Below are 24,651 nucleotides of genomic sequence, written 5' to 3' on the forward strand. Positions count from 1 at the left end.
GGATCAGCCGGGGGCACATATGACGCCCCCGTTTATGTTGTAGCCGTTGGCGCCGGTGTGGATGGCGGTGATTCTCCAGTCGCTGTCGCTGATGGTGTGAGGCTTGCTGGATCTCAGGGAGGCGTTCGAGGTGAACGTGACACCGACGCTGCTCTTGTCGGCCGGGCAAGCCCAGAGGGGTCCCTCATCGTTGGCATGGGAACTTTGCCCCTGTCTGTACCAGCCAGTGCTGCCGTCGTACGCGGTAGTGCAGATCGCGTAGAGGTCGATCTCGACGGTGTCGGCATCGCTTCGGGTGCCGCTCGCGCTGGCGTAGGTGATTGTGCTGGAGGGGTTGGTCCGCATGTCGCTGCCGGTCAGCGCTGCGGTGGGGCCCTTGGCCTCGGCTCCGACGTTCACCATGTGCTCGTACGGGACCTTGAAGGTCGAGCAGGTCAGCGTGAAGCCTTGCTGGTTGGGAACGGTCTTCGTCTCCTTGATGATCTTGTAGCCGGGCGACGGGGTGGCGCACACGGCGTACCAGGTCATCTCGAAGGGGGCGGGGTTGCCGGTGGTGGAGCGGGCCTTGATCAGCCAGCCGGTGCCGGCGATGGGGTAGGAGGCGGCCACGGTGTGCCCATAGGGAAGGTCGAAGCCGCCTCCCAGGGGCTGCTTGCCCTCGGGACAGTGGGCGATCTTGGCCTCGTAGGGCGAGACAGTCCCGCTCTCTTCAACCACTTCCACGTCGGACAAGCGGTGCGGGGCGCTCACGCCGGAGGCCGGGGCGACCGTGGCGAGGACGGGCGAGGCGGCGCTGGGCGAGGCGCCGGCGATGGCTGCGGCGGCGGTCGCGGCGAGTGCGGCGGCCATGGCGCGGCGGCGTGCCCGCGGACTGCCGGGGTGGCAGAGGGCTGGGAGGCTGGTGAGGGAGCGGCGAGACAGCAAAACGGTCTCCTTTCCGGGAAGGCACCGCTGCCGGACTCCGCTGTGAAGATCCGGTCGGCGGTGAGCGTCTCACCGCCTGCCCGCGTCGCCAAGGGCTCCGAATTTCTGGCCTTCGCCGCCATCTGAAACTCTGGCCCACCCTGGGTGGTTACGGCCCCTCTGGAGCCGTGCTGACGTGTGGAGCGACCCGTGGGGTGACGTCATCGCGCGACCAGTCCGAAACTGCCGACGTGCTGAACGAACGGCACAGCAGGAGGCCGCCTGCGGAGAAGGTCCCTCGTTTCGGCGGCACCCGGCTACCTCACTGAGGACGCTCGCTGGGATCGGGCTCTGGATCACCATGAAGGATCGAATGGAACGGCTGGCGCAGCAGTGCGGTGATCTTCTCCGGCGACGCGTCCCGCAGCCCGTCGAGACCCAACAGGTACCGGCCGATGACAGTCCCCAACGTCAGCGCGCCGATCAACGCCGTCCGCAGGTCCGCGTCCTCACCCGATATCGCGTCGGCGGCCTGGTGTTGCTCGGCGAGCATCGCTTCGCGCACCTCCTTGGCGGACTCAGGGTGGGTGAACATCGACCGGACCACGGCCAGCGCTCCGGCCGGTTCCGCCGTGACCTTCGCGCCCAGTGCCGCCAGCAGCAACTCGGCCACCTGCTCAGGGCTTCCACCAAGGGCTTCCTGCCGGTCGACCACGGCGATCCTGGCGAAGAGCTTCTCCTTCGACTCGAAGTACCTCATGACCAGACCGGGATCGGCTTTCGCCTCGGCCGCGATCGCGCGGATCGTCGTCCGGTCGTAGCCGTGCTCAGCGAACAGCTTCCGTGCCGCCACCAGGATCCGATCCTGGGTACGGCGCCGCTGCTCAGTTCGGGAAACAGGTGTGGAACCCATTGATTCAGTCTACATGCGTTGACTTTATGTCGGACCGGAGCTAGATTTCAGTCAACTGACGTTGACTGAATTGGAGGCATCATGATCCAGACCATCGCGCTCTCCCTTCTCACCGGCCTCATGGGAATCAACGCGCTGCCACACCTGATCAAGGGCATCCTCGGCGAGGAGTTCCCGACCGTGTTAGGAAACTCGCCCCTGGCCAACGCACTTGTCGGCGTTACCGGGATCCTGCTGGCCGCCCTCTTCGCATTCTGGGCCGATATGCCCAGCCACCCATGGACCGCCGCCGTCTCCGCCGCCATCGGCGCCTATGTCATGGCCGCCTTCCACAGCCTGCGCGGCGCCTTCTGGCTGAACACCGCCACAGGCCGCGCCAACCCGTCCGTGTCGGCGAGCCAGGGCACACCAGGCGACCAGCACGGTTGATTCGGTCGTTGATAGGTGGCGCTACACCCGGACTTGCATCCCGCCGGAGTAGGTGTTTCATCCAGGGTGTATTCGAGGGAGTTACTGGTCCCGGGGTCGTGCGGCTCACAGCTGGGATCTCAGTACGGCGACTTCGGGCCACGGGTCGAAGCCGTGCTCGACCAGCCAGCGGACCGCCCGCAGGCTGCGCAGTGACCACCATGCGCGGATCACCTCTCGGTCGACGTCGGTGCCGTAGCCGGCGACGACGTCGTCAAGGTGCTCCGGGTGTCCGAGCGTCAAGGTGGCCAGGTCGAACAGGGCGTCGCCCTGGGCCGCCTCGGACCAGTCGATCACGCCGGTGATCTCGTCCCCGTCGAGGAACACGTGGGTGACCTGGAGGTCGCCGTGCATGAACACCGGGGTCCACGGCCGGAGCGCGGCCTCGGCGACCCGGCGGTTGCGGGTGACCACGTCGGCGGCAAGGACGTCGTTGGTGACGAGCCACTCGCATTCGCCGTCCAGGTGCGAAGCGATCTCCGCAAGGCTGCGGCCGGGCCATGGCGGCAGCGGCGCGTCGTGCAGCATCCGTGCGGCGGCACCCGCCGCTGCCCACGCGGCCGGCGGCGCGGTCGACGGCTCGCCGAGGCGGCCGAGTGCCGTCCCGGGGAGGGCTGCTAGCGCGAGCACGGGCGGTCTACGCCACAGCACCTCTGGGGTTGGGATCGGCGCCAGGGCCATCGCCTCGACCTCGACGTCGGTGCGCGTCTGATCAGTGTCGACCTTCAGGAACACCTCGCCGACGCGCAGGGTAGCGCGCTCATGATGCGCGACGACGACCTCGACCTCCTGCACGCCGGTCATTATCGCGGGATGACCACCGCACATCGCCACGGGTTTATCGCGTGCTTTCCGAAAGGTCGCACGGGCGGCGGTGCGGGAGCGGCATCGCCCGGTCGGCTCGCGCATCTTGTCGTCTTCCCGGTCAGAAGCGTTTCGTGGTGCCGGTCTCGTTGACCTCTAGTTCGGTTGAGGTGGCAATGTCCTGAACATGAGCGAAGACAAAGTGATCATTTATGAGGAGACCGGAGCCGACCCGCGGATCGACGTGATGACCGTCCAGAACCGCAGCGGACGCACGCGGGTACGGGCCGTCGACAAGCCGGAGCAGATGGTCGAGTTGGTCTCCCGGCTGGTCGGCGAAGGGGTGACACAGATAGAGCTCTGCGGCGGATTCGGTGCGGTGCCGCACGCCGCGGCCGGCCGGGCGACCGAGGGGAAGGTACCCGTGGGGGCCATCTACTACGGGTTCGAGTCACTCACCGGCGTCGCGTCGTACAAGACACGCTTCGAGGCCGGCGATGTGCTGTCGGAAGCGTTCATCATCGTGCACGAAGGTTCCGACCCCTCGGTCGACGTGGTGGTTCACGAGAAGGCCGACGGCGGCAGGACGACCTTTGTGGCAGTGCCCGACGAGACCAGCGCCGGCGAGGTGGCCGGGAGGATGGCCACCGAACTGCAACTGATCGAGCTGTACGGCGCGTCCGGACCTGAGGGCGCCGCGCCGGTCATCCGGGCGGTGGACGGCCGAGTACCCGTCGGCGTCAGCGCTTACGGCCGTCGCTGATTCGCGGCGTCATCTACCTGGCATTGACGCTCCGGCAGGGCGCCCACAAGGCGTTTGGTTGCTCCTGGGGGCTCCCCCGCCAGTTGTCTGACCGGGGCTCGTCCGGAACCTACGCGTGTTGTGCGGACTGCGATGCTCCCCTCAGGATCGACGAAGCGGACGCCACCCGGCGGGAGACCTGACGAGACGACGATTGTCCGGACGGCCACACCACTGAACGATTACTCTGAGGGAACTCTCCTTCACGGAGAGTCTGTACACATCGTCCGAGGAGTGATGATCACTTGGGCAAGCACAGTAAGCCGCCGCCGGAGAATCCGAAGCCGCCCCCGCCTCCGAATCCCGACAAGGGCACCACTCCGGGGGGTGGGACGCGAGAGAAGTGAGTCCTGCGAACGGCGTGCCGGAGTGGGCGGCGCCCTTGTTCCGGCGAGGACGGTTGCCGACGGGCTGGGAGCAGGTGCTCGGGGCCGTGCCCCGGCACCTGTTCCTCCCCGATCTGATCTGGCCGCTGGACGCCGGGAACGGGCTCTACCTGACGGTCGACCGAGCGCAGGACCCCGCGGGTTGGACGGCTTGGGCAGACGCGGACGTTCCGATCGTGACGCAGTGGGACGACTGCGGGCACACCGGGCCGGAGCCGGGCAGTCTGCCGACCTCTTCGGCATCCGAACCGTCCTTGGTGATGGAGATGCTCGCGGACCTCGACGTGCATCCGGGCCATCGTGTCCTGGACGTCGGTGCCGGGACGGGCTGGACGACCGCGCTCCTCGCCGTCCGCGCCGGAGCCGGCACGGTGGTCGGCGTCGAGTGGGACGCCGAGGTGGCTGCCGCGGCGCGCGGACGGCTGGCGGCCGCGAACGTACATGCACGCATCGTGGTGGGGGATGGCGGCGATGGGTTCGCCGCAGGCTCGCCCTATGACCGTGTCCAGTGCACCTACGGGGTGCTGCGCATACCTCCGGCATGGGTCACGCAGACGCGCCCCGGCGGGGTGATCGTCGCTCCGTGGCGGACGCGGTTCACGCATCAGGGCGCCGTGGTCGAGCTCGTGGTGGAGGACGGTGCCGCTTCGGGGCGTTTCATCCGTCCGGCCGAGTTCATGCAGTCGCGGGCGGAGCGCCAGGTATGGCCGTCCCATACCGACTATGTCCCGCACGGTGACGGCTGGCCCGAGGGCACCGCGGAATCCTCGACGGAGCTTCGCCTCCGCGACCTGACGGGTATGTTCGCCTTCGTCATCGGGCTGACCGTGCCCGGCGTGGTGCACACCGTCGAGAACGACACCGCGTGGCTCTATTCGCTGCGCGGGCGTTCGTGGGCCGCGGTGTTCTTCGAGGACGCCGAGGTCTACCACCAGGGTGGAGACCGACGCCTCTGGGACGAGGTGCAGGCCGCACACGAGTGGTGGCATCAGCAGGGACGGCCTGACCACGCCCGCTTCGGCCTCTCCACCGGGCCGGGCGGGGAAGCCGCGTGGCTGGACGACCCCGGCCAGCCGGTCGCGGAGGCGTCGACGCCGTAGAGGCGTCCGGACGGCCTACATGCGGTGATGGGAGTGGCGGTCCCGTCCTCGGCAGGGCCGGGGAGAGCCTCGAAGCTCTGGACGGGACACGCCGGTTTCGCTTCCCATGGCCGCGGCGCTCGGCGGGAGCGCCGCGGCGTCAGGGACGGGTCAGGCTGCTTCCCAGAGGGCGGGAACGTTCGGCGGCGTCCAGCCCGGCTGCGACGTGTGGGGCTGGAGGCAGCGGTAGGTCACGCCTTCGTAGACCACGGTGTCACCGGTGTTGTAGGACTTGCCCTCGGCCCACGAGGTGTTGCCGGGGTCGCCGGGGCCGGGGTCGCCCGGGCCGGGGTCGCCCGGGTCCTGCGCGCGGCTGCCGACCTTGACGCCGGCCCACGCGTTCGCCACCGCGGTGTACTCGGCGCTGGTCTGGCCGTAGAGGGCGGCGGCCGCCTTCAGCGTGCCGTCCCGGGCGCCCTTGTAGTCGGTGTTCGCCCGGAACTCGGTGGTGAGGGCCTTGTACCAGATGGCGGCGGCCTTCTCCCGGCCGATGCCGGTGACGGGCTTGTTGTCGGCGGTCGGCGAGTTGTAGCTGACGCCGTTGATGACCTTGGCGCCGCTGCCCTCCGACAGCAGGTAGTAGAAGTGGTTGGCGATGCCGGAGGAGTAGTGGACGTCCACGCTCCCGGCGTTCGGCGACCAGTTGTCCAGCGAGGCGCCGTCCTTGCTCGGACGGTCCATGTAGCGCAGCGGCGCGTTGTTGCCGGAAATGTTGATCTTTTCGCCGATGTAGTAGTCGCCCACGTCCGCGGCGTTGTTGGCCCAGAACTCCATGGCGGTGGCCATGATGTCGGACGTGGCCTCGTTCAGGCCGCCGGACTCGCCCTCGTAGATCAGGCCGGCCGTGTTGGACGTGACGCCGTGGGTCATCTCGTGGCCGGCGACGTCCAACTCGGTCAGCGGCTTGCGGTTGCCCGACCCGTCGCCGTACGTCATGCAGAAGCAGCTGTCTTCCCAGAACGCGTTGACGTAGCTGCTGCCGTAGTGAACGCGCGAGTACGCGCCCACGCCGTCACCGCGGATACCGGACCGGCCATAAACGGTCTTGTAGTAGTCCCAGGTCTCCCCGGCGCCGTAGGCCGCGTCGACCGCGGCGGTCTGGGCGTTGTTCGGCGTGCCGTCGCCCCAGTTGTCGTCGGCGTCGGTGAACAGGGTGCCGCGGCCGGACTGGCCGCCGTTCAGGTTGGTCGTGTCGTGGCCGCCGCGCCCGGCGTCGCGCAGCGAGAAGCTGCTACCGGAGCCGGAGGTGCCCAGCTCGACCGTCCCGGAGTACATGCTCTTGCCGGTGCCGGTGTGGACGCCCTGCCACTGGGTGATCTTCTTGCCCGTGGTGGCGTCGGTGATGACGTGCAGCAGGTTGGGGGTGCCGTCCTTCTGCGTTCCGCCGACGACGGTCTCCCAGGCCAGGACGGACGCGCCGTTGCGGTCCATCCAGACGACCTTGCGCGGGGCCACGCTGTTCTTGGCCTTCGGCGTGGCCGGCTTGGTAGACGCCAACGTCTTCGGGGCGGTATCCACCTTCAGCGGACGGACGTCCGCCCTGGACACCCGCTGGAGCTCGCCGGACTTGGCGCGGTGGACGATCAGGTCGCCGCCGAGGACGGGCAGGCCGTCATAGGTTTGCAGGTAGTGCGTGTGGGTGGTGCCGTCCTTGTCCTGGACGATGCTCTTGACCTTCAGCTCGACCTTGTCTCCGAGGCGCAACTCAGACGCGGTCTTGTCCTCCTGCGCCTTGGCCTGGCTGACGAGCGCCTTGTACTGCTTGGCGGTCAGGTGGGCGGGCATCTGCCCGGGGTTCCCCGGGGCCGCCTTGGCGGGGGCGGCGGCGGAGGGTCCCGCCTGCATGCCGATCGCCGCCATGGCGGCGACGGCGACCAGCGCGGTGCTCATGGTGACGCGCCGGTTGACGCGTCCGGGGGTGGTGGATCTCAACGCGGACTCCTTGTCTGCCGACCGTCTCTGGGGAAACGGCCGAGGGGGAGCGCTCCAACGGCGCGGTGGCGCCCCGGAGCTCCGGAGTGTCGGAAGGCGGTTGACTGAGGAACAATCGCACGTGGTTTGTACGCATGTCACCGGTTAGTCCGCCGCTGGACGCATCCGTAGGGACATCGGTTCCAGCGCAAGGGGAATCCCTACACCGGGTAGGGGTGGACGAGGGTGCACCAGAGCGGGACGGGCTCCGGGGCGAAGGCCCCGACGAAAGAAGCGTTCGACGAGGCGGTGCCTACGAGGGCAGGGAGGCGCCCGGCCCGTCCAGACCCCCGTGCAGCAGGGAACCGAGCTGCACGCGCGAGCGGATGCCCAGCTTGCGGTAGATGCGGGTGAGGGAAGCCTCGACCGTCTTCACGCTCAGGAACAGCCGGTTCGCCACCTGCTGGTTGGTGGCGCCCTGGCCGACGAGGACGGCGATCCGCTGCTCGCCCTCCGTCAGGGTCGCGTGGGCGGTGGCGCCGAGCGGAGCGGGACCGTCCTGGAGACCCATGTCCAGGCGCGCGAGCCGGTGCCGCGCGTGCTCGGCCCAGGGCCGCGCACCGCACCGAAGGAAGATCTCCAATGCCTCCGCGGCCGCCTTGCGCGCCGGCCCGCCGCGGCGGCGCCGCCGTTCGACCCTGGCCTGTTCGAGGAGGCAGTGCCCCACTTCGAGGGGCTGGCCGAGCCGTCCGAACAGCATCGCCGCCTGGCGCAGGAGCGCGACCGCGCCGTCGTGCTCACCGCGTGCGGCGAGGATGGCGGCCTCCGCGCGGTCCAGCCGTCCGGTGACGCCGACGCCCCGGATCCGGTCGCCGACCGCGGCGCGGGTCCCGCGGACCACCTCGTCGGCCAGGTCGGTGTCGCCGAGCACCGCGAGACCGTGGGCGAGGTCGCCGCGCCACCGCAGGACCATCGGGGACCGCAACCCGTGCCCCTCGCCCAGCCCCTCGATGCGCCACAGGGTGTCCACCCCGGCGCGGACGTCGCCGCCGCGCATCCGCGCGATGCCCAGCACGTGCAGCAGGCGGCTCTGGAAGATGAGGTCGTTCTCCTGCTCGGACGCCCGCAACCCGCGTTCGGCGAGCGCGATGGCACGGCGGATGCTGCCGCCCGAGAGTTCCGCCAGCGCGCCGTGGTACCAGGCCGGGCCGGGGCTGAGCGCGGCCTCCTCGGTGATGCGCATGGCACGGTCCGCGAAGTCGAGCGCCTCGCGGCATCGGCCCGTCCGGACGGACACCTCCGACAGGTTGCGCAGGACGTGCACGACCTCCTCGCCGGACCCCCGTTCCACCAGGGCCAGCATCCGCAGGAGCTCCTCGCGGGCCTCGGTCAGCCGGTCCTCGAAGATGGCGCAGTAGGCCGCGAGGTACCGGGGCGTGGTGTGGAGCTGGCCGTCCAGCGGCGGTTCCGGCAGACGCCGGGCACGCCTGAGGTCGGTGCCGTAGTCGTCCCGTCCCTCGATCAGCGCGATGTTCGCCCGGACGGTCAGGGCCTTGACCTCCAGCGCCGTGTCCCCCGCCTCCCGCGCGTGGGTCAGCGCGCCGTTCGCCTCGTGCTCCGCGCGCTCGGGCGCGCCGTTCAGCAGGGCGCCGAGCGCCATCCGCAGCCGCAGCGGGCCGAGCAGCGCCGGGTCGCCGTCCGCGTCCACCAAGGCGGCGGCGAACACCTCGCCCATCTCGGCGAGACCCTGCCCGGACAGGTCCAGGACGGCGAGCCTGACCCGCACCCGCTGGGCGCGGCTGGCGTCGGAGGCGAGGACGGCCTCGGCGGCCCGGTGCACCAGATCGGGCAGACCGCCGTTGGCCCCCGTCTCGGCCGCCGCGACCAGCCACTCCAGCCGCTCGGTGGCGGGCTCGGCCGGCGAACGGTCCGCGGCGAGCAGGTACAGCTCGGCCGCCATCCGGTGCGAGCCCTGCCGGACGGCCTGCTCGGCGGCGGTGACCAGCGAGTGCGCCAGCTCGGCGTTCGGTCCCGAGTCGGCCAGCGCGCGGTGCCGGGCACGTCCGGCCGCGTCCGGTACGACGGCGGCCAGCGCCCGGTGCGCCCGCGCCAGATGCGCGGCCCCGGCGGACTCGGCGAGCACGGTGCCGACGGCGGGCGGCGTGAAACGGACACCGCCCCCCTCGGTGATCAGCAGCCCCAGGTCGGCCGCCTGCCCGATGTCCCGCGCGGCCTCGGTGCGTCCCGCGCGGCGCAGCAGATCGGCCGTCGGACGGATGGCGAGCGCCGCCATCAGCAGCGTCTCGCGGGCCTGCTCCGACAACCGCGCCAGCCGCTCCACGATCACGGCGTGCACCCGCTGCGGCAACGGTGCCGGACGCCAGTGCCGCGGAATGCGGTCGGTGAACGCTCCGGCCAGCGCCAACGCGAGATACGGGTTGCCGCCGGAGTCGGAGTGCAGGGTGTTCACCACGCGGACGGGCAGCCCGTAGCTGTCGAACATCTCGGCCAGCTCGTCCGGTCCGAGGGGCGGGACGGGCAGGTGGAGCGCGTCGGGGACGGGCATCCAGGGGGCGCTGCCTCCCTCACCCGCGGCGAGACCGTCCGGCCATCCCCCGGCGACGACGGCGCGCACGCCCCGGGAGGCGAGCCGCCGGAGCGCGTAGCGGATGGCGTGCACCGACTCGGTGTCCAGCCACTGCGCGTCGTCGATGAGCAGCAGCACCGGGCGTTCCTCGGCACACCGGGCGAGCAGCCCGCGAAACGCCAGGCGGCACGCGGCGTGGTCCAGGGGGGACCGGTCCAGCGGCCGCCCGTCCGAGGGCGTGGGATGCGGCGCGGGCAACCCGGACAGTTCCTCCCGCGGCAACTGCGCGGTGAGGGTCCCGGGAAGCTGGTCGAGCAGTTCGGCGAGGCCCGAGCAGGGCACCCACCGTTCGGTCTCCGTCCCGGCGACCCGCAATACCAGCTCGCCGCGCGCGGCGGCAGCGGCCCCGACGGCTTCGAGCAGCGCCGTCTTCCCGATGCCACTGGGACCGGTCAGGATGGCGCTGCCATTGGCAGCGATGCAGGTTTCCACGGACGCGACCGGCGCGGAGCGCCCTACCAAGGAGGGCGGCGTTGCCTTCAGGGCTACTGACGGCGCCGCACCGACGTCCATAACTCACTCCCTTCCGGAGGAATCGGACGCCACATCGACAATAACCACCCGCGGGACCGTTCACAACGCCCGTCCCCTTCACCCGAAATACGCGATGAAGGAGACCATCTTGGGGGACAATCTGGTGACCTGCACCGATACACCGCGCTGTCACCGTTCCCAAATCCGGCCCGTCGACTTCGTCACAAGCTGCGGACGCCCGGGGCCGCGTGGGGCCACCGGGCGTCCAGGCGCCGGGGCTATTCGCCCGTCCAGTTCGGCTTGCGCTTCTCGGCGAAGGCGGCCGGCCCTTCCTGGGCGTCCTTGGAGGTGAAGACCGGCAGGGTGATCTCGCCCTGCTTCCTCCACGCCTCCTCGGGCGTCCAGTCGGCGGACTCGACGATGATCTTCTTGGTGGCCGCGAGCGCCAGCGGTGCGTTCTCGGCGACCTTGAGGGCCAGTTCCTTCGCGGCGGCGAGGGCGCCGCCCGGCTCGGTGAGCCGGTTGACGAACCCCAGCTCGGCCATCCGCTCGGCCGGGAACTTGTCGCCGGTGAGGGCGATCTCCATCGCGATGTGGAACGGAATGCGCCGCGGCAGCCGGAGCAGGCCGCCGCCCGCCGCGACAAGGCCGCGCTTCGGCTCGGGCAGCCCGAACTGGGCGTCCCGCGCGGCGACGATCATGTCGCAGGACAGCGCCACCTCGCAGCCACCGGCCAGGGCATAACCCTCGACGGCGGCGATCAGCGGCTTGGCGGACGGGCGCTCCACGATCCCGGCGAACCCGCGTCCGTCCACGATGGGGTTGTCGCCGGTCAGGAAGCCCTTGAGGTCCATGCCCGCGCAGAACGTGCCGCCCGCGCCGGTCAGGACGCCGATCGACAGGTCCTTGCGGGAGTCCAGCTCGTCCAGCGCCGCGGCGATCCCCTGCGCCACCGCGCCGTTGATGGCGTTACGGGACCGCGGACGGTTGATCGTGATGACGAGGACCGCGCCGTCTTCCTCGGTGACCACGTCGTCGGTGCGAACATCTTCGGACATTCAAGGCCTCACTTCGGCTGGAAGCGGATACCGCCGTCGAAGCGGATGGTCTCGCCGTTCATGTAGTCGTTCTCGATGAGGGACTTGACGAGGTGCGCGAACTCCGACGCCTTGCCCATCCGCTTCGGGAACGGGACGGGCGCGGCGAGCTTGGCCTTGAACGCCTCGGCGCCCTCGCCCTCGCCGTAGATGGGGGTGTCGATGATGCCGGGGCAGATGGTGTTGACCCGGACGCCGATCGCGGCGAGGTCGCGGGCGGCGGGCAGCGTCATGCCGATGATGCCGCCCTTGGAGGCGGAGTAGGCGATCTGCCCGGTCTGTCCCTCGATACCGGCGATGGACGCGGTGTTGATCACCACGCCGCGGGCGCCGTCGTCGTCGGCGGGCTCGGTCTTGGCGATCGCCGCCGCGCCGATGCGCATCAGGTTGAAGGTGCCGATCAGGTTGACCCGGATGACGGTCTCGTAGGAGGCGAGGTCGTGCGGGCTGCCGTCGCGGTTGACGGTGCGGGTCGCCCAGCCGATGCCGGCGCTGTTGACGATGACGCGCAGCGGGGCGCCGGTGTCGACGGCGGCCTGGACGGCGGCCTGCACCTGCCCCTCGTCCGACACGTCGGTCTTGACGAAGACGCCGCCGACCTCGTCGGCGAGGGCCTTGCCCCTGTCCTCGTTCAGGTCGGCGACGACCACCTTGGCGCCTTCGGCGGCCAGCGTGCGGACGGTGGCCTCACCGAGACCGCTCGCGCCGCCGGATACGACGGCGGAAACTCCGTTCAGGTCCATAAGCAGCACCTTACGTGAGGGACCGAATGTGGTTCGGGGTGATGGTACTCAGTCGCCATCGCGCGCTCCGCGCACACCCCACCGATCACGGAGCCACGATGTTACTCGTGGGTCACAATACGGGGATGTTTGCCCCTCCCTGCCCCGGGCACCCGCCGGAGATGAGCGAACGTCCCGCACAGAGCCAGTCCTACCCTGGCCGCACCTCGGACATGGCACCCGAACCGCGCGACGAGATGCGCGGCTACACGGGGAGCGGCCTCCTGGACGGGCGGCGGACGCTGATCACCGGCGGCGACTCCGGCATCGGCCGCGCGGTCGCGGTCGCGTTCGCCAAGGAGGGCGCCGATGTCGCGATCACCTACCTGGAGGAGGACGACGACGCCCGGCACACCGCCGGCCTCGTCGAGGCCGAGGGCCGCCGCTGCCCCACCTTCGGCGGCGACCTGGCCGAGGAACGGCACAGCCGCGAGGTGGTCGAGCACGCCGTCCGCGACCTCGGCGGGCTGGACGTGCTCGTCCTGCACCACGGCACCCAGACGCCGGTCACGGACGTCCGCGAGATCGACGAGGCACAACTCCGCCGGACGTTCGAGGTGAACGTGTTCTCGCTGTTCTGGACGGTCCAGCAGGCCCTCGACCACATGGGGCCCGGCTCGTCCATCGTCATCACCGGGTCCATCAACGGGCTGCGCGGCAACAAGACCCTGATCGACTACTCGGCCAGCAAGGCCGCCGCGATGGCCCTCACGACATCCCTGGCCCAGAACCTCATGGACCGCGAGATCCGCGTCAACTGCGTCGCGCCCGGCCCGGTCTGGACGCCGCTGATCCCCGCCACCTTCGAGGCCGAGCGGGTCGAGGACTTCGGGAAGCAGGCGCCGATGGGCCGTGCCGCCGACCCCGACGAGGTCGCGCCGTCCTATGTGTTCTTCGCCGCGAACCGGCTGTCGTCCTATTACACCGGCCAGACGCTCGTTCCCGCCGGAGGGGAGATCCACCCGGGATGACCCCGCGGCGCAGCGACCCGGCGGAACCCGGGTTCGGCCGCTCGCACGGTCGCGGTTTCGTCATCTCCCTGGGGCTCGACACGCGTTCCCTGGCTTCGGGTGTTCGCCGTGCCGGTATCCGGGGATCCGGGCCTCATTCCGTGTTCGCCGGGACTTCGGTCACGTCCCACCTCCGCCCGGTGCCGCCGGACGTCCGGCACCGGGCGAGGGCGGGGGGTCGGGGATGTGACAGGTCAGAGCCGGATCAGCAGTCGACCAACTCCGGAGACTGATTCAGGAGCTGGGCGCGAGGCGAGATGAAGCGCTCGTGCCGTTCGGCGTTGCCCTCGACGGCGAAGTCGAAGGCCGCGACGCGGTGACAGTTCTGGAACGCCAGGCGGACACCGAAGTGGCGCTCCAGCGCCCCGCGCATCGAGTCGCTGGCGAGGACGCGCAGCAACTGTCCGCGGGACTGCTCGTCCGGCGGCGGGATCTGGTTGTCGGCGAACCCGGCGTCACCGTCACGCATCCGGGCGATGACACCGCTGATGACCTCCCACGCGTACGGCAGCGAGTCGCGGACGCACGCGACAAACGACGCGTCGTCCACCTCTCCCTGGCGCGCCTTCTCCAGCAGCCGATCGTCGACAGTCAGGGACATGATCGTTCTCCCCTCTCACCGGTTCTGGGACAGGAGACAGCGTCGCATGAAAACGATATTCGTTCCATAGCCTGAAGCGGGAGTGTTCTGCCATTTAGGACATCGCGCCAGGTTTCGGCGTCGCGCGGCCGTCGCCAGAGGCTTCACATGTCGCCCGAGGGCGCGCCCCGGCCGGCGCCCTGACGGGGGTCGGAGAGATGGATTCGGCGGTCGGATGCGGTCATCGGCCCGCGCCCCCTGCGGTCCGATTCGGCGGACAGTTCGGCTCTCCAAAAGTGTGCGACGAACGGACGTCGAAGGCTCGCATATGACCGGATCCGGCAATCCCAAGGCTCCCCAGGCATGAAGAATCCCCTGAAAGTAAGGGCCGGTGACACGACCGTGATATGCACCTCACCGAGACGTCGATCGCCCCTGTCCGGGCGGTAACGACCAGCGACCGGGCTGTGTCGCATATCACGCTGGAATAAATAAACCACACCCCCGGAGGGCCGTCCAAGATCTCTTTTGCCGGCGCGCTGTGCGGTTTCCGGAGCACGTCAAACGATCTTCGAAACGACCCCCGATCGGGGTGCCCAGGCCCGTGATCTGCGCCCACAGTTCCAAGAATGGTCATCACGGGATGCACAGAATCACTCACGGTGCGTTCGGAGAGATGGCCCCGATTTCGACTCTCCAAGGAACTGTGACCCACATCACAATTATGCCAATTCGGTCATCATCGGCGCAGGCAGCGCGACTGCCGTTACTGCCAGTCAGGTACTCGCAACATGTGAAAATCGGCTTCACATTTGCCAGGCAAGCCAGACCCTGGCTACGTTCCTGCCCGGTTCATGCGGCACAGCACGCCGCCCCAGATAACAGAACACGCAATCCGATGCGCGGTTGCGGTGCGTCTCAGACTTGGCCCCTCTCAGGCCTGAGGCCGTCCCCCGGATGACACGGGTCCCTGGTGCGGGCCCGGCAGGTCATCCCGCGGGCGGAGCCGCCGCCGAAGAACCGCGGTCGATCGCCGAGTCCGTGCAGTCATGAGGCACGGAGCCGAAACGCGGCCATGTCCGTGGTGTCCCGACGACACCCGGAAAACCGATGGCCGTGGCATCCCGAAAACGCCAGAGCGGTAGTCCCGCCTGCGGCGAGGGCTGCCCGGTAGGCACCATCCGCGATGTCTGGAGTCATCCTGCATACCCCTCGAAACCCCCTGAAGACCCGCATCGCCCGCACCTCGCTCGCCGGCGGCACCGTGCTCACCACCGCGACCGCCCTCGGCGTGTCACTCCTGGTGGCGGTACCCGGACAGGCGACACCGGCGCGGGCCGCGGCCCCGGCACAGGCGGTGGCGGCCACGAACGTGGCGGCCACCAAGATCTCTGCGTCCAGGAAGGCGCGGCAGAAGAAGCGCGCCGCCGTCGCCGTCAAGTTCGCCTACAAGCAGATCGGCGACCCGTACCGCTACGGCGGCAACGGGCCCGGCTCGTGGGACTGTTCGGGACTGGCGGGCACCTCCTGGCGCAAGGCCGGGGTCAAGCTACCCCGCACGACAACGCAGATCTACCGTGCGGTCAAGTACAAGGTCTCCTGGAAGGGCGCGGTCAAGGGCGACCTGCTCTTCTTCTACGGCGGTAAGTCCCACATGGGGATCTACGTCGGGAACGGCTACATGATCCACGCGCCCAGCTCGGGCAAGCGGGTCAAGAAGGTCAAGCTGGCGGGCTACTACAAGCGTCACTTCAGCGGCGGCGTCCGCCCCGGCTACTGAACCGGCCATAGATGACGTGAGGCCCCGTACCGGACGTCCGGCACGGGGCCCTCGCCACGTCTCAGCTGCTCGGCGGCTAGGAAAGTACAGCCTCCAGGGAGGTCAGACGGCAAGGAGCGGGTAGTCGGTATATCCGCGGTGGTCGCCGCCGTAGAAGCTCGCCGGGTCGGGCTCGTTGTAGGGACCGCCGGCCCGGATCCGCTCCGGAAGGTCGGGATTGGCGAGCCACAGCCTCGCGAACGAGATCGCATCGGCCAGGCCCTCGCGCAACGCCTCCGCGCCGTCTTCCGGACCGGCCTGGATGTCTCCGGAGACCGGATGCGGGTTCAGGATCAACGTTCCCGGCCAGGCGGCGCGAAGCGTGCGGGTCAGATCCCGCAGACCCGTCTCCATGATGTGGAGGTAGGCCAGCCCTAGCGGCGCCAATGCGGTCACCAGGGCCGTGTACAGCTCAGGGGTGTCGCTCTCACTGACACCGTTGGCGTCATTGCCCGGGGACACCCGGAAACCCACGTGCTCTGGTCCGATCGCTTCGGCCACCGCGCGCGCGACCTCCACGCCGAACCTGATGCGGTTCTGGACCGTCCCGCCGTAGGCGTCCGTCCGCCTGTTGCTTCCGTCCGTAAGGAACTGGTGGATCAGGTACCCGTTCGCACCGTGCAGTTCCACCCCGTCAAAACCGGCGGCGACGGCGTTCCGGGCGGCGTCCACGAACTCCTGGACGGCCTGCGCGATGTCGTCCAAGGTCATCTCGCGGGGTTCGGGGTGGTCGAGCATCCCGTCCAGGGTGAACAGCTGCTCGCCGCTGGCGATCGGCGACGGGCCCAGCGGCAGCGCGCCGTCCGGGTACAAGGCCGGGTGGCCCACCCGGCCCGCGTGCATCAGCTGGGCGAAGATCCGGCCGCCCTTCGCGTGCACCGCGCCGGTGACGGCCCGCCACGCCTCCACCTGGCCGTCCGAATGCAGGCCCGGCGTCCAGATGTAACCCTGCCCCCGGACGCTCGGCTGCGTGCCCTCGGTGATGATCAACCCGGCGGAGGCGCGCTGCGCGTAGTACTCGGCGGTCAGTTCGGTCACCTTCCCGTCCTCGACGGCCCGGCTCCGGGTCATCGGCGCCATCACCAGGCGGTTGGACAACTCCAGCTTTCCGTCCGACAGCGGTTCGAACAATCCCTTCACGACGTCCTCCTCATGGCGTGCCAACTCGCCACGAAGGTACGGAGCGTCCGCTACGGGGCGAATCCGTAAGGATTCGGTAGTCGGCCCCGTAGTTTGGAGGCGTGCTCTACGGGCGTGAAACCGAACAGACGCGGATCTCCTCGCTGCTCGCGGGAGCGCGCGACGACGGACGCAGCGGCGCCCTCGTCCTGCGCGGCGAAGCCGGCATCGGCAAGTCCGCGCTGCTGGCAGAGGCGGCGGACGGCGTCCCGCGGGTCCTGCGCGCGGTCGGGATCGAGGCGGAGTCCGGCATCGCGTTCGCCGGGCTCAGCCAGCTCCTGTGGCCCGTCCGCGACCGGCTGGACGCCCTCCCGGACGCGCAGGCGGCGGCGCTGCGGTCGGCGCTCAGCGGTCCGGGCGCGACCGAAACGGCGCCGCAGGATCGTTTCACCACCGGTCTCGCCGTGCTGACGCTCCTCGCCGACCTCGCGGACGAGGACCGTCCCGTCCTGTGCGTCGTGGACGACGCGCAGTGGTTCGACACCGCGACCGCCGAGGCGCTGCTGTTCGCGGCGCGACGGCTGGCGGCCGAGGGGGTGGTGATGCTCTTCGCCGCGCGGGACGAGTCGTTCGCCAGGACGGGCCTGCCCGAACTGCGCCTCGACCGGCTGAACCCCGACGATGCCAGGCGCCTCGCCGCCGCGCGGCATGTGCCGCCCGCCGTCCGCGACTGGATCGTCCGGGAATCGAAGGGCAACCCGCTCGCCCTGCTGGAGTTCGGCGCCGCCGGTCACCTGCTGCAGGACGGTACGCGCCCACTGCCGGTCACCGACCAGGTCGTCGCGTCGTTCCGGAACCAGATCAGCGCGCTTCCGGAGAAGACACGGTTGATGCTCCTCATCGCCGCAGCCGAAGGACGCGGATACATGCCGAGCCTATTGGGCGGGGCGCGCGCGCTGGGCGTGGGCTTGTCCGACCTAGAGGCGGCGGAGCGAGCCCGGCTGGTCGAGGTGACAGGCAGGACGATCACCTTCCGCCACCCGCTCATCCGGGCTGCCTCCTATCAGGGCGCGGTCGCGGCGCAGCGCATCGCCGTCCACCAGGCCCTGGCCGACTCGTCGGACGATGGGGACTGCCGTGCGCGGCACCGCGCGTCCGCCGCCATGGCACCGGACGAGGAAGTCGCCGCCGACCTCCAGGCCGCGGCAGAGCGCGCGCGGGACCGCGCCGGTTACGCGACCGCGGCAGCACTCTTCCGCCAAGCCGCAGATCTGACGCCCACCGCAGGCGCGCGCGCTGCGCGTCTTGGCGCGGCGGCAGAGACGATCCTTCAAGCCGGGCACCCCACAGAGGCCGAGCAGTTGGCCGCCATGGCCGCGAAGCTCACCGGCGACCCGGAGGAGCACGCGCGCCTCGGCCGCGTCCGCGCCACAGTCGAGTACGAGCGCGGCGACCCGCGCGCCGCCGCCCGCCTCATGGTCGAGCACGCCGCCCACGCGGCACCGGACGACCGGATCGCCATGCTGCGGACCGGCGCCGCCTACGCCTGGACGTCCGGCGAGGCCCCCGCCGTCCTGCGCGCCGCGGCCCTGCTTCCCGGCGACCGGACGGTCCAGGGCCTCGCCCACCTGGTCGACGGCGACCACGAACGCGGCGTCCCCCTCCTGTCCGCCCTGGTCAGCGAGGCCCGATCCGTCCTTGCGAGCCCGGAGCCGACCGGCGGCCGGGACGACTGGGCGGACTGCGCGCCGGGCGAGGCCGAGCCGCACGGACGTCCGCTGGACCCGGCCGGGCGGTTCCAGGCCGCCCAGCTCGCGCTAATCCTCGGCGACGACGAGGCCGCGTTAGCGCTCGCCGACGCCGAGGCCGCACGCTGCCGGCGGCACGGCCTGATCGGCGCGCTGCCGAACGTCCTCCAGACCCAGGCGCAGACGCGGATCGCCGCGGGACGGCACGCCGACGCCGAGGCCATCGTGGCCGAGGCCATCGCGCTCGCCCACGACACCGGCCTGTCCCGCCGCGAGGGACGGCTCGGCGCCGTGCTGGCGCGGATCCCGGCGATCGAAGGCGACGAGGCGCGCCTCCACGAGCTGATCGACAAGGCGCCGCCCCCGCACTGCGGGCTCGCCAGCAACGCGCTCGCCCTGCTCGAGCTGGGCCTCGGCAGGTACGACGACGCGCTGCGGCACCTGGACGAGATCGTGCAGGGCCCGCGCCGGTACAGCGCGGAGGTCATGCTGTCCGCCGCTGACCAGATCGAGGCGGCAGTACGTTCCGGACGTGCTGACCAGGCGCGTCCTGTTTTCGCCCGGTTCCGCGCATGGGCCGAGGCCGGAAAGCAGCCCTGGGCCCTCGCGGTGGCACTGCGCTGCGAGGCGCTCTTGGAAGACGCTGACGATCCCGAGGAACCGTACGTGCGGGCCATCCTTCTTCATGAGCAGTCAGCGCGACCGTTCGAACGGGCCCGCACCGAGCTCCTCTACGGCGAATGGCTCCGCCGCAGCCGCCGCCGCTCGGATTCCCGTACCCCTCTTCGTTCCGCGGCGGACATCTTCGAGCGACTCCGCGCAACGCCCTGGCTCAACCGCGCGCGCGCCGAACTCCGGGCCACCGGCGAGGCGGGCACCACATCCACACCCACCGCGCCGGACCTTCTCGACCGCCTCACCCCGCAGGAACTCCAGGTCGTCCGGCTCGCCGCCGACGGCACCAGCAGCCGCGAAATCGCCGCGCAGCTCTTCCTCAGCCCGCGGACGGTCGAGTACCACCTCTACAAGGCGTATCCGAAACTCGGTATCTCGTCCCGCAAGGAACTGTCCCGCCTCGCCGCCCCCTGACGGAGGACCAGCTAAACCCCGGTGGGCAGAGTGCGGGCCAAGAACTCCTCCGTGAGCCGCCAGGCCCGGTCCGCCGGTTCCGGCTGGTAGAACATCGGGGCCTTGCGGTTGTGGAAGGCGTGCCCGCCGTCCTCCTGGACGTGGATCTCGATGCCGTCCCGCCCGTCCACCGCCCGCTCTACGGCCGCGACGTCCTCACGCGAGATATAGGCGTCGGACCCACCGAAGTGGAGCTGCAACGGTGCCCGGACACGCTCAAGCAGCCCAAGTGCACCTGGCACCCCGGAACCGTAGAACGACACTGCCGAATCGACCTCAGCGCGCGCTGCCAACAGGTACGCGAGCGTCCCACCAAAGCAGAACCCGAGCACGCCGACCCGTCCGTCGACCTCAGGAAGACCCCGCAACGCTGCGAGCGCGGCCTCAAGGTCTTCCGGCCCCTTCTCCCAGTCGAACGCCGACACCATCGACATCGCCTTGGGCAGCGCCTGCTCCTCATGCTGGACGGCCCAATCCGGCTCGATCCGCCAGAACATGTCGGGCGCCGCTACGACATAGCCCAGCGCAAGGAGATCCTCCGCCACCGCCTCCACGTAGTCCCCGACTCCGAAGATCTCCTGCACCAGCAGGATCCCGGGTCCCGGCCTCTCCGGTGCCCACACATGGAGCGAGAACTCCCCGTCAGCGACACGCACTCTCTCGATACGCATCACCCCATGATCGCGTAGACGGCGCTGGCCTGGGCCACCGTCGCGGAGTCCCCGTCCGTGGTCAGCGTCACGTCCGCGAACGCCAGCGTCCGGCCCAGCTTGCTGATCGTCACCGCCACCAGGACGTCCCGTCCCATCACGGGCCGCTGGAACGAGGTGTTGAGCTGCACAGTGGTCATCGGAACGAACCCGCCCCGCGCCCCGGCGACCGCCACGACGACTCCGGTGTCGGCCGCCGCCATCATCGCCTGCCCAGACAGACCGCCCCCTTCTCGGGCAAGCCGGTCAGACCATGGCAACCGAAGCACTGCCGAACCTTCCCCCACCTTCTCCACCACAAGGCCCAGTTCGAGCACCCAGGGCGCGAAGTTCTCGCGCAAGATCTCGTCGCCGTCCGCGGGCTTCAACGTCACCCCGCCATGATGCACTCTGAAGGCATGTACGAGGAGGTCTTCAGTCCCGCCACCTACGCCACCGGGGTCCCCTACGACACCTTCCGGAAACTGCGCGCCGAATCACCCGTCACGTGGATCCCGGAACCCGCCGTCGGCCCCTGGCCCCCAGGCACGGGCTACTGGGCGGTCTTCTCCCACGCGGACGTCAAACACGTCCTGCGCTCCCCCGACCTGTTCTCCTCCCACCTCGGCGCCACCCAGATCCGCGACCCCGACACCTCCGAGGACCTCGCGTTCGTCCGCGCGATGATGCTCAACCAGGACCCCCCGTCCCACTCCCGCCTCCGCCGCATCGTCGCCGCCGCCTTCACACCCCGCGCCGTCCGCGCGCTGGAGGACACCATCGACGCCAGGGCCCGCGCCCTGATCACCTCCGCCCTGGGCGAGCCGACCGACTTCGTCGAACTGGCCGCAGACCTGCCCGTCTGGACGCTCGCCCACATCATGGGCGTCCCCGACGGCGACCGCCGCCTCCTCTACGACTGGGCGTCCCGCGTCATCGGCTACCAGGACGACGAGTACGCCGGCCTCTCCACCGCCACCACCCTGAGCCCCATGGCCCGCAAGGCCCTGGACCACAAACCGGCCACCACCCACCCCGACGGCCGTCCCGTCAACCCCCGCTCCCACGCGGCCCTGGCGGACATGTTCGCCTACGCCCACGCCCTCGCCGCCGTCAAGAAGAAGGACCCCACCGACGACATCATGTCCCGCATGCTCGAAGGCGGCCTCACCGGCCACGAGTTCGAGAACATGTTCTTCCTCTTCGCCGTGGCCGGGAACGAGACCCTCCGCAACGGCATCCCCGGCGGCCTGCTCACCCTCCTCGACCACCCGTCCGAGCAGGCCCGCCTGCGCGCCGACCCGTCCCTCCTGCCGTCCGCGATCGAGGAGATGCTGCGCTACTGGCCCCCGGTCATGGACTTCCGCCGCACCGCCACCACCGACCTGGAACTCTCCGGCCGCCCCATCCGCGCAGGCCAGAAGGTCGTCGTCTACCACGCGTCCGCCAACCGCGACGAGACCGTCTTTCCCGACCCCGACCGGTTCGACATCACCCGCACCCCCAACGACCACGTCAGCTTCGGTTTCGGCCCCCACTTCTGCCTGGGCGCCCACCTGGCCCGCACCCAGATGCGCGCCATCTTCCGCGAGCTCCTCCCCCGCCACATCGAACGCACCGGCGCACCCGTCCGGCTGGCCTCCAACTTCCAGAACGGCCTCAAACACCTCCCCGTCCGCATCACCCCGTGACAGGCGAAGCGCCCCGCCCTTGAAGAAGGACGGGGCGCCCCTGCCGGTCGGGCTTCCCCACCCGCCGGCGACCGGAGACTACCCGCGCCGGCCGGGTGCCCATCACGAACCGCCGCCGGCCCTCGACCTGACGCGGGACGGGTCCACGCCCTAGTCCCGCGGGGTGATCCGGTTGCCGAGCGCGGTCGCGACCTGCTCGGCGTGCTCGTCAGGAATCGCCGCGGCGATCGAGTCCGGCTTGAGGCCCGCCAGGACGAGCCGAGCGATCTCCGCCTCGTCCGCCTCCGGCGACCGCTGCACGATGTGGACCACGGCCGCCTTGATCTCCTGCACGCTGGAGTAGGTGTCACGCAGGACGTTGATGTGCCGCCACGTCGGGTTGTCGGCCGCGGACCCGGCCGGGGCCGGCGCGGTGTCGGTGTTCCAGACGATGTCGCGGATCTTCTTCAGATCGTCGCTGGACAGGGGCATGTCGTCCTCCTCGCTGTAGGCGGGCCGTCCATAGCCCGCGATCACATTCGCGCTGCGCACCCTGCGCAGGCACGCGTCCCCGGTGTTCGCCTCGATCGTCTGGAGCCGTCCACCGCCGAGGACCTTCTCGACCACACCCACGTGATCGATGTCGTCGACCGAGTTGGTCGCGCCCCAGTCGAAGAACACGATGTCGCCGGGCTTGGCGCGGTTGACCTCGGCCGTGGTGCCCTTGCGCCAGCGTCCCGCCCTCTGGAAGTCCTCGGCGTGCCACACGGTGTAGGCACGATCACCACTCAGCAGAACCGCATCCGCGTTGCCACTGTGCCGAGCCCAGAAGGTGACGGCCATGTCACACCAGGACGCGCGCAGAAACTCGTCCCCGTGCCGGGACGCGTACTCCCGCGTGATCTTGTTGGGCCGTCCCGACATCCCGAGGGACTTGCGGGCCTCGACCAGCATCCGCGCCGCCGTGCCCATCAGGAGCCCTCCCCTCGGAAGACACCATCGGGATCCGGCTCGCCGTACAACTCCCTCAAGATCTGCTCTTCATCGGCCTCGGTGGCCCTATGGACATCAGGATGGACATCGACCCGATCCATATAGGCCGCCTCATTCTCATCTTTTCTCGACCGGGGGGTCACTGCTCCTCCAGAGCGTCGGCCGGAATGGACATGTGCAGGTGAGCCAACAGAACCTCCTTACTCGATGACCGCCATGCGGACACCGCTCGGGATACCTGAAGAGATCGCGATCGACCAGGTCAACTCAGTGACCGATGCGGGACGACCCCAGGGGTCGCGATCGCCCCCGCCCGCCGCGCCGCGCCACTACGGAGCGAGCCACCCCCCGAATCTCCGCGTAGCTCGGACAAGAACCAGTTTCACAGAAGAGCCCGTCCCGTCGCCGGACTTCGCCGTTATCAGACCCCATCCATAGAGTGAGAGGCGGCAATGCCGACACATGCCGGTGACCGCCGCGGTAACACCCGACCTATTTCCGAAGAACAACTCCAGCCCGATCCGGCCGCATGTACCCACAACATCGAGCCCCACACCTCCGCCCGCCCCCACCGGACACGCCGACCCAGCGTCCCCCTCGGACCACCCACCACCACCCGCGGCGGCCCCGCCGATATCCGAGATGCGAGGAGCCAGGACAGCCCTCTACACTCGTGACAGCCCTGACGGGCCGGATTCCAAGACTGCGGCACCCATGTACGATCGATCACGTTCGAACCGGACTGGACAACCGCAGATCGAGGGTCGCTAGCTCAATTGGCAGAGCTCCGGACTTTTAATCCGTAGGCTGTGGGTTCGAGTCCCACGCGACCCACCACCCCTGACCTGCACAAACGCGAGAATGCCTGATTTGCCCCCCACCCGCTTCGTCCCGGTATGATCCCGTGTCGGCTCCATGTTGGCTCGCGGGCACGAACCGGGCCTGTCCACCCTGTTCTTTTCGCCCAGCGCACCCCCATGGACGATCGCCGAAGCCGCCCGACCGTCACCTTAGGCAGCCGTCTGCCCCCGCTCCGCGAACAGACCACAGGTCTGGGAGACGCTCGAGGCGAGCTGGTCAACGCTGTTCACGAGGCCGCCGAGCACCTCTGTATCGAACGACGACAGGCCCAAGGCACACAAGGACTCGTCTTGGACGCCTCGAAGACCGTGTCCTGACAACTGCCCAACGCAAAGGGGCCTCGCTGTCCTGGTCAACGTAGTCGCACCCATGTCGTAGCCGGTCGGCACCATACGTGCTGCCTCGCGCCACCATCAGGGTTCTCGGCCATGGGCGCGGTCCCCCGTCTGTCAGGGGGCCAGCGGGGCGTGGGGAAGCTCCCCACGCCCCCGGTTGACCGACCGGTCCCGCACGTCGAAGTCCATCGCGTCCCTGAGGCAGAGATGTCGTGACGCGCGCAAAAGAATGAGCCCCGCAGGGGCGAAGCGGCCGCACAGATCGGCACTGGAGGTATCTGCGGCATCGTGTCGCTGGGCGGTTTCCTCACGCGAGGCGAGGGTCACCCGGGAGGCGCGGCCTTCCCGGGTGACCCGTTCATCCCGCCGTTTC

Annotated in this window: 19 protein-coding genes and 1 tRNA gene; 8 read left to right on the plus strand and 12 right to left on the minus strand. The window is 69.8% G+C overall.

All coding sequences use genetic code 11. The annotated features are described in order from the left end of the window. Positions 1-3 precede the first annotated feature (3 nt). Positions 4-849, minus strand: a complete 846-nt coding sequence (locus AMA02S_RS17755; protein ID WP_157430660.1) for a hypothetical protein — start codon at positions 847-849, stop codon at positions 4-6. Between the two features lie 376 nt (positions 850-1,225). Next, a complete protein-coding gene (locus AMA02S_RS17760) occupies positions 1,226-1,816 on the minus strand; it encodes a TetR/AcrR family transcriptional regulator (RefSeq protein WP_067459713.1) in 591 nt (196 codons plus the stop codon). A gap of 81 nt (positions 1,817-1,897) precedes the next feature. Here AMA02S_RS17760 and AMA02S_RS17765 point away from each other — a divergent pair, with 81 nt between their 5' ends. Next, positions 1,898-2,245, plus strand: coding sequence for a hypothetical protein (locus AMA02S_RS17765; RefSeq protein WP_067459716.1), 348 nt, complete (start codon positions 1,898-1,900; stop codon positions 2,243-2,245). A gap of 105 nt (positions 2,246-2,350) precedes the next feature. On the opposite strand, the gene AMA02S_RS17770 is transcribed toward AMA02S_RS17765, so the two are convergent. Then, positions 2,351-3,079 carry a phosphotransferase family protein gene (locus AMA02S_RS17770; RefSeq protein WP_067460822.1) on the minus strand — a complete coding sequence of 243 codons (729 nt, stop codon included), beginning with the start codon at positions 3,077-3,079 and terminating at the stop codon, positions 2,351-2,353. A gap of 196 nt (positions 3,080-3,275) precedes the next feature. Between AMA02S_RS17770 and AMA02S_RS17775 the strand changes: the two genes are divergently transcribed. Both AMA02S_RS17775 and AMA02S_RS17780 read left to right on the plus strand, forming a co-directional pair. Further along, positions 3,276-3,851 carry a DUF6506 family protein gene (locus AMA02S_RS17775; protein ID WP_157430661.1) on the plus strand — a complete coding sequence of 192 codons (576 nt, stop codon included), beginning with the start codon at positions 3,276-3,278 and terminating at the stop codon, positions 3,849-3,851. Between the two features lie 382 nt (positions 3,852-4,233). Beyond that, entirely contained in the window at positions 4,234-5,376 is a 1,143-nt protein-coding gene (locus tag AMA02S_RS17780) for a methyltransferase domain-containing protein (RefSeq protein ID WP_218005007.1), read from the plus strand. Positions 5,377-5,526: 150 nt separating this feature from the next. Here the strand turns inward: AMA02S_RS17780 and AMA02S_RS17785 are convergent, their stop codons facing one another. The 4 genes from AMA02S_RS17785 to AMA02S_RS17800 all read right to left on the minus strand — a co-directional run bounded on the left by AMA02S_RS17785 (position 5,527) and on the right by AMA02S_RS17800 (position 12,287). Beyond that, positions 5,527-7,347 carry a M4 family metallopeptidase gene (locus AMA02S_RS17785; RefSeq protein WP_067459722.1) on the minus strand — a complete coding sequence of 607 codons (1,821 nt, stop codon included), beginning with the start codon at positions 7,345-7,347 and terminating at the stop codon, positions 5,527-5,529. A 292-nt stretch (positions 7,348-7,639) separates the two neighbouring features. Next, entirely contained in the window at positions 7,640-10,486 is a 2,847-nt protein-coding gene (locus AMA02S_RS17790) for a helix-turn-helix transcriptional regulator (protein WP_067459725.1), read from the minus strand. Positions 10,487-10,725: 239 nt separating this feature from the next. Next, entirely contained in the window at positions 10,726-11,505 is a 780-nt protein-coding gene (locus tag AMA02S_RS17795; protein ID WP_067459729.1) for a crotonase/enoyl-CoA hydratase family protein, read from the minus strand. An 8-nt stretch (positions 11,506-11,513) separates the two neighbouring features. After that, positions 11,514-12,287: an SDR family NAD(P)-dependent oxidoreductase gene (locus AMA02S_RS17800; RefSeq protein WP_067459731.1), complete on the minus strand. Its 774-nt coding sequence runs from the start codon at positions 12,285-12,287 to the stop codon at positions 11,514-11,516. A gap of 161 nt (positions 12,288-12,448) precedes the next feature. Here AMA02S_RS17800 and AMA02S_RS17805 point away from each other — a divergent pair, with 161 nt between their 5' ends. Then, positions 12,449-13,297 (plus strand): SDR family oxidoreductase, encoded by an 849-nt coding sequence (locus AMA02S_RS17805; RefSeq protein WP_067459733.1) that lies wholly within the window; start codon positions 12,449-12,451, stop codon positions 13,295-13,297. Positions 13,298-13,541: 244 nt separating this feature from the next. On the opposite strand, the gene AMA02S_RS17810 is transcribed toward AMA02S_RS17805, so the two are convergent. Next, complete coding sequence (locus AMA02S_RS17810; RefSeq protein ID WP_067459736.1) at positions 13,542-13,937, minus strand: SCO5389 family protein; 396 nt, start codon at positions 13,935-13,937, stop codon at positions 13,542-13,544. Positions 13,938-15,102: 1,165 nt separating this feature from the next. Between AMA02S_RS17810 and AMA02S_RS17815 the strand changes: the two genes are divergently transcribed. After that, on the plus strand, positions 15,103-15,696 hold the full coding sequence (locus AMA02S_RS17815; RefSeq protein ID WP_084265267.1) for a C40 family peptidase: 594 nt from the start codon (positions 15,103-15,105) through the stop codon (positions 15,694-15,696). Positions 15,697-15,798: 102 nt separating this feature from the next. Here AMA02S_RS17815 and AMA02S_RS17820 read toward each other — a convergent pair whose 3' ends face one another. Then, on the minus strand, positions 15,799-16,875 hold the full coding sequence (locus AMA02S_RS17820; protein WP_067459739.1) for an alkene reductase: 1,077 nt from the start codon (positions 16,873-16,875) through the stop codon (positions 15,799-15,801). A gap of 101 nt (positions 16,876-16,976) precedes the next feature. Here AMA02S_RS17820 and AMA02S_RS17825 point away from each other — a divergent pair, with 101 nt between their 5' ends. Continuing rightward, complete coding sequence (locus AMA02S_RS17825) at positions 16,977-19,691, plus strand: helix-turn-helix transcriptional regulator (RefSeq protein WP_067459742.1); 2,715 nt, start codon at positions 16,977-16,979, stop codon at positions 19,689-19,691. A gap of 11 nt (positions 19,692-19,702) precedes the next feature. Here the strand turns inward: AMA02S_RS17825 and AMA02S_RS17830 are convergent, their stop codons facing one another. Next, complete coding sequence (locus AMA02S_RS17830) at positions 19,703-20,401, minus strand: dienelactone hydrolase family protein (protein ID WP_067460825.1); 699 nt, start codon at positions 20,399-20,401, stop codon at positions 19,703-19,705. Further along, on the minus strand, positions 20,401-20,814 hold the full coding sequence (locus AMA02S_RS17835; RefSeq protein WP_067460826.1) for a PaaI family thioesterase: 414 nt from the start codon (positions 20,812-20,814) through the stop codon (positions 20,401-20,403). Before AMA02S_RS17835 ends, AMA02S_RS17830 begins: the two co-directional genes overlap by 1 nt. 6 nt (positions 20,815-20,820) lie before the next feature. Here AMA02S_RS17835 and AMA02S_RS17840 point away from each other — a divergent pair, with 6 nt between their 5' ends. Beyond that, entirely contained in the window at positions 20,821-22,110 is a 1,290-nt protein-coding gene (locus tag AMA02S_RS17840) for a cytochrome P450 (protein ID WP_245667626.1), read from the plus strand. Between the two features lie 150 nt (positions 22,111-22,260). On the opposite strand, the gene AMA02S_RS40390 is transcribed toward AMA02S_RS17840, so the two are convergent. Beyond that, positions 22,261-23,061, minus strand: coding sequence for a CHAP domain-containing protein (locus AMA02S_RS40390; RefSeq protein ID WP_084265268.1), 801 nt, complete (start codon positions 23,059-23,061; stop codon positions 22,261-22,263). Positions 23,062-23,843: 782 nt separating this feature from the next. On the opposite strand from AMA02S_RS40390, the gene AMA02S_RS17850 reads away from it, so the two are divergent. After that, positions 23,844-23,919: transfer RNA gene (locus AMA02S_RS17850), tRNA-Lys, on the plus strand. The last annotated feature ends 732 nt before the right edge of the window (positions 23,920-24,651 follow it).

Source organism: Actinomadura macra NBRC 14102, assembly GCF_001552215.1.
GTDB lineage: Bacteria > Actinomycetota > Actinomycetes > Streptosporangiales > Streptosporangiaceae > Spirillospora > Spirillospora macra.

Bases quoted from the DNA above. Each gene is read 5' to 3' on its own strand.
- AMA02S_RS17755 (WP_157430660.1), bottom strand. From the start codon at position 849: ATGGCCGCCGCACTCGCCGCGACCGCCGCCGCAGCCATCGCCGGCGCC.
- AMA02S_RS17760 (WP_067459713.1), bottom strand. From the start codon at position 1,816: ATGGGTTCCACACCTGTTTCCCGAACTGAGCAGCGGCGCCGTACCCAG.
- AMA02S_RS17765 (WP_067459716.1), top strand. From the start codon at position 1,898: ATGATCCAGACCATCGCGCTCTCCCTTCTCACCGGCCTCATGGGAATC.
- AMA02S_RS17775 (WP_157430661.1), top strand. From the start codon at position 3,276: ATGAGCGAAGACAAAGTGATCATTTATGAGGAGACCGGAGCCGACCCG.
- AMA02S_RS17790 (WP_067459725.1), bottom strand. From the start codon at position 10,486: ATGGACGTCGGTGCGGCGCCGTCAGTAGCCCTGAAGGCAACGCCGCCC.
- AMA02S_RS17795 (WP_067459729.1), bottom strand. From the start codon at position 11,505: ATGTCCGAAGATGTTCGCACCGACGACGTGGTCACCGAGGAAGACGGC.
- AMA02S_RS17800 (WP_067459731.1), bottom strand. From the start codon at position 12,287: ATGGACCTGAACGGAGTTTCCGCCGTCGTATCCGGCGGCGCGAGCGGT.
- AMA02S_RS17805 (WP_067459733.1), top strand. From the start codon at position 12,449: ATGAGCGAACGTCCCGCACAGAGCCAGTCCTACCCTGGCCGCACCTCG.
- AMA02S_RS17810 (WP_067459736.1), bottom strand. From the start codon at position 13,937: ATGTCCCTGACTGTCGACGATCGGCTGCTGGAGAAGGCGCGCCAGGGA.
- AMA02S_RS17815 (WP_084265267.1), top strand. From the start codon at position 15,103: ATGTCTGGAGTCATCCTGCATACCCCTCGAAACCCCCTGAAGACCCGC.
- AMA02S_RS17830 (WP_067460825.1), bottom strand. From the start codon at position 20,401: ATGCGTATCGAGAGAGTGCGTGTCGCTGACGGGGAGTTCTCGCTCCAT.
- AMA02S_RS17840 (WP_245667626.1), top strand. From the start codon at position 20,821: ATGATGCACTCTGAAGGCATGTACGAGGAGGTCTTCAGTCCCGCCACC.
- AMA02S_RS40390 (WP_084265268.1), bottom strand. From the start codon at position 23,061: ATGGGCACGGCGGCGCGGATGCTGGTCGAGGCCCGCAAGTCCCTCGGG.